The organism is Lonsdalea britannica (assembly GCF_946477055.1).
GTDB lineage: Bacteria > Pseudomonadota > Gammaproteobacteria > Enterobacterales > Enterobacteriaceae > Lonsdalea > Lonsdalea britannica_A.
Window position 1 is genome coordinate 1 of the sequence record NZ_CAMKXG010000309.1, and the last position, 3,566, is coordinate 3,566.

At 59.2% G+C, this 3,566-nt stretch carries 2 protein-coding genes and 1 pseudogene; 1 reads left to right on the plus strand and 2 read right to left on the minus strand.

The features are described 5' to 3' along the window. Both Q7O77_RS15725 and dpaL read right to left on the minus strand, forming a co-directional pair. Nucleotides 1-433, minus strand: a pseudogene (locus Q7O77_RS15725) (amidohydrolase family protein); the annotation flags it as partial. Nucleotides 434-460: 27 nt separating this feature from the next. Next, nucleotides 461-1,657, minus strand: coding sequence for a diaminopropionate ammonia-lyase (gene dpaL, locus Q7O77_RS15730; protein ID WP_304169503.1), 1,197 nt, complete (start codon nucleotides 1,655-1,657; stop codon nucleotides 461-463). Between the two features lie 295 nt (nucleotides 1,658-1,952). Here dpaL and Q7O77_RS15735 point away from each other — a divergent pair. Then, a partial coding sequence (locus tag Q7O77_RS15735) for a sigma 54-interacting transcriptional regulator (protein ID WP_304169507.1) occupies nucleotides 1,953-3,566 on the plus strand: 1,614 nt, incomplete at its 3' end.

Here is a 3,566-nt window from a genome sequence, read left to right on the forward strand (position 1 = left end):
GCTCCACCATCGACACCATTTCGGCCAGAATCGCGTCGTCCACATGCTGCACCACGCCGTGGAAGCTGTAGTCGATCGTCGCCTGACCCTCCGCGTAGGCATGATAACGTGCCAGTTGGTGATGCAGGCGACAGCCCGGCGGCCCGAATCCCATGTGATCGATAATCGTCGTCGTGCCGCCACAGGCCGCCGCGCGGGTGCCGGTATAAAAATCGTCGCAGCTGCGTCCGATACCGACATCAATATTGAAATGGGTATGCACATCAATGCCACCCGGCATCACCTGACAGCCCGTAACGTCGATGACGTCCATTTCCGGCGTGATGGGGATATCCTGACCTCGCTGCGCAATGCGCCCCCGCTCGATCAGCAGGTCTTCTCGGTATTGCCCTAAATGGTCGATCAGCGTACCGCCCTTGAGTAACCGTTTCATCAGGCTCTCCTGTTGCTGTCCGTGGGATTAGCCCATCGCCGGCAGGCCTTCCCAGACCACTTCGCGATAGTGTTGACGATCGGTATCGCCTTCAGAACTGATCACCAGTACGCGGGAAGAGGCATCCAGCCCCAGCTGCACCATCAGGGCTTCACGCCGGGGACTGTGTAATATCGCCGCCAGTACGCCCATGCCGACGGCGCCGGACTCTCCCGACACGATGCGCGCGTCGTTTCCCAACGGGTTGCCCAAGACGCGCATCCCCAACGCCGTGACCCGGTCTTCGCAGGAGATAAACTGACGAGAACAATCGCGCAGGCGCGGCCATCCCAGCGGATTCGGCTCGCCGCAGGCCAGCCCCACCATCATGGTGTCCATCGCTCCGCCCACGGCGACGATCTCGCCATGCTGCGCAGAGCGAAACAGGCAGTCGGCCCGCTCCGGCTCGACGATCACCGTATGCAGGGACTCCGCGCCGTAGCTGTTGACCAAATGGTCCAGCACCCCCGCCGCCATCGCCCCTACGCCCGCCTGTAAAAAGACGTGCGTCGGCGCAGGCCATTGCCGCCCGGCGATCTGTTCTACCGCCTCCACCGCCAGCGTGCCATAGCCTTGCATGATCCACGCGGGGATCTTCTCATACCCCGGCCAGGCGGTGTCCTGCACCACTTCCCACCCCTTTTCCTGCGCGGTTTGCATGGTCAACCGGACGGTATCGTCATAATTCATGTCGGTCACGATGCACTCCGCCCCCAGCCCGGTGATATGGGCCACGCGTTCAGCGGACGCGCCTTTCGGCATGTAAACAACCGCGTGTTGTCCCAGCGCTTTGGCCGCCCACGCGACGCCGCGGCCGTGATTGCCATCCGTCGTCGTGGCGAAGGTGAGGCGTTCCGGCAGCGCCGTCCGCCCCGCCTCAAATGAAAAATCCGCTAGCGTCAGCTGATATTTTTCGCAGATGCAACGGGCTATCGCATACGCGCCGCCGAGGATTTTGAACGCATTCAGGCCGAAGCGCTGAGACTCGTCTTTTACCCACACCCGCCCCACGCCAAGCGCCTCGGCGAAGGCGTCCAGTGAGTACAACGGCGTTGGGGTATAGCCCGGCATCCGCTGATGAAAAGCCCGCGCCTGTTCCGCCTGCTCCCGGCTAAACAGCGCCGCGCCCCGCGGATTGAAGTGGGCGTTATCGGCAATATGCATTCGTAATGAAAACGTAGACATGTCGGTATCCTGATGATGTTGAAAACAATTATTCACCGGGATAGGTTCAATATCTGTGCCAGTTTGTAGTTGCAGCCGCCACCGCGATGCCGAATAATCAAAATTGAGAAAACAGGCGTTATCACGCCGCCTGCGTGAGCGTTTATGACGTTGTTCCCCGATTTTTTCTGCCTACGTGGGCGTTTTTACGCCTTACCACGACAGCGCAAGGATGACGCGCATTCTCAAAATGAGAAACGCCGTACGGCAGCGACTGTTCCGGCAAGTCTGAATTTATTTGAACAAGAGCGTACCCATGACGAGCCAAGCCCTGTCACTGATGCATATCCAACCCACGATCAAGCATTTCACGCAGATGCTCGGTCAGGTTTTGCGGCTTGAGGTTGAAATCGTCGATAACCGGTTGCTGCGCGTGGCGGGAACCGGTCCGTATTGTTCGCGGATCGGCCTCCCGTCAGAGCACACCCTGCTGCTGCAATACGTGATTCAACATAAGAAAGAGAAGGTGGTCATTCAGTCGCAGCACGATCCCATCTGTCAGCGCTGCGACCAGCTCGACCAGTGCGGCGAATTGGCTTTTCTGGGGATGCCGATGATGCATGACGGCGTGTGTCTCGGCGTGATCAGCCTCGCGGCGATCACGCCGGAACAGCAACAGCGCTTACAGGACAACGTCGGCGTATTTTCAGACTACGTTCGCCATGTCTCATCACTGCTCATGGCTAACCTGACTAAAGGTCCGACGGCCCACCCTGACATGGATGTGCTGTTCACCACGCTCATCAACAGTATGGATCAGGGCATTTTGGTCCTGGATGAGCACGGTATGATGACCTTCGCAAATCAGAACGCGCTGACACTGCTCAATACCCCTCTGGAAACGCTGGCCGAAACCCCGGTGTCCATTCGTCCCTTGGTCGCCAGCAAAGATTTCGCCAACGGCAATGCCCAGCACGTCATCACCTTTGCGGCCCGGCAGGAAGTGGTGATCGGACAGCACCATAGCGGCAACCGACTCCAGCTGTTTCTGTTTGCCTTTCACCAGTCAGAACGTCCCGCGCCATTGGAAGAAACGGACAGCGAACCGCGTATCGGCCAGTTCATTGGACACGCGCCGGTGGTTCAGACCCTGAAACAGCATATCGCCCGCTTTGCCGACAGCCCCTCCAGCATCATGATCACCGGAGAGAGCGGCAGCGGCAAAGAGATGTTGGCCCGCTCGATTCATCAGATGGGACGGCGCGGCAAACACCCTTTTATTGCCATTAACTGCGCGGCGATCCCGGAACATCTCTTGGAAAGCGAACTGTTTGGTTACGTCAAAGGCGCGTTCACCGGCGCGGCGCCCAACGGTAAGGCCGGGCTGATCCAGTCGGCTCATCGCGGCACCCTGTTTCTCGACGAAATCGGCGATATGCCGCTCACCTTGCAGGCCAAGCTGTTGCGGGTGCTGGAAACGCGCGAGGTCATGCCGTTGGGGGCGGGTAAGCCGGTGTCCGTGGATATCCGTATTATTTCCGCCACCCATCAGAATTTGGCGCAGGCGATCGACGACGGCCGATTCCGGGAAGACCTCTATTATCGCCTGAAGGTGATACCGGTGGAGATCCCGCCGTTACGGCAACGGACGGAGGATATCGAGCTGCTGGTACACCATTTCCTGAATTTGCATACCCGACGGATGGGCCGTACGTACCCCGGCGTCAGTCGGGAAGTCATGGCCTTGCTGAGACACTACCGCTGGCCGGGCAATGTGCGCGAATTGAGTAATTTGGTGGAGTATCTGGTGAATATCGTGCCCGATGGCGAGGTGATTGATCCGACGCTGCTGCCGCCCCACTTTCATCGTACAACAGAGGCACCGTCTGCCGGTGACGCCGCGCCAGTCTACGATGATCCCGCCGCCACG